Genomic DNA, 1,179 nt, shown 5'->3' on the forward strand with positions numbered 1-1,179 from the left:
ATGGCAAAGAGCAAGTTTGAGCGGACGAAGCCGCACGTCAACATTGGCACGATCGGTCACGTTGACCATGGCAAGACGTCGCTGACGGCAGCAATCACGAAGTTCTTCGGCGAGTTCAAGGCGTATGACCAGATCGACGCGGCTCCTGAAGAGAAGGCTCGTGGTATCACGATCTCGACGGCACACGTTGAGTACGAGACGGCCAACCGTCACTACGCTCACGTTGACTGCCCCGGCCACGCCGACTACGTGAAGAACATGATCACCGGTGCTGCCCAGATGGACGGCGCGATCCTGGTTTGCTCCGCCGCTGACGGCCCGATGCCGCAGACGCGCGAGCACATCCTGCTTGCCCGTCAGGTTGGCGTTCCGGCCATCGTCGTGTTCCTCAACAAGGTCGACCAGGTTGACGACGCCGAGCTTCTCGAGCTCGTCGAGCTTGAAGTTCGCGAACTTCTGTCGTCCTACGACTTCCCGGGCGACGATATTCCGATCATCAAGGGTTCGGCGCTTGCTGCTCTTGAAGATTCCGACAAGAAGATCGGTGAAGACGCGATCCGCGAGCTGATGGCTGCGGTTGACGCCTACATCCCGACGCCTGAGCGTCCGATCGACCAGCCGTTCCTGATGCCGATCGAAGACGTGTTCTCGATCTCGGGCCGTGGTACGGTTGTGACGGGTCGCGTTGAGCGCGGTATCGTCAAGGTTGGTGAAGAAGTCGAAATCGTCGGCATCCGTCCGACCTCGAAGACGACTGTTACCGGCGTTGAAATGTTCCGCAAGCTGCTCGACCAGGGCCAGGCTGGCGACAACATCGGTGCACTGGTTCGCGGTGTTAACCGTGACGGCGTCGAGCGTGGTCAGATCCTGTGCAAGCCGGGTTCGGTAAAGCCGCACAAGAAGTTCAAGGCAGAAGCCTACATCCTGACGAAGGAAGAAGGCGGCCGTCATACGCCGTTCTTCACGAACTACCGTCCGCAGTTCTACTTCCGCACGACGGACGTCACGGGCATCGTTACGCTTCCGGAAGGCACGGAAATGGTTATGCCTGGCGACAACGTCACCGTTGACGTCGAGCTGATCGTTCCGATCGCGATGGAAGAAAAGCTGCGCTTCGCTATCCGCGAAGGCGGCCGTACCGTCGGCGCCGGCATCGTTGCCTCGATCGTCGAGTAATCT

The 1,179-nt window shown here is 59.5% G+C and carries 1 protein-coding gene; it reads left to right on the forward strand.

The window, feature by feature from the left end; translation table 11 throughout:
• A partial coding sequence (gene tuf / locus K7A42_RS00115) for an elongation factor Tu (protein ID WP_004442617.1) occupies positions 1 to 1,176 on the forward strand: 1,176 nt, incomplete at its 5' end.
• Between the last annotated feature and the right edge of the window lie 3 nt (positions 1,177 to 1,179).

It is taken from the genome of Agrobacterium sp. InxBP2 (assembly GCF_026191755.1).
Lineage (GTDB): Bacteria > Pseudomonadota > Alphaproteobacteria > Rhizobiales > Rhizobiaceae > Agrobacterium > Agrobacterium pusense.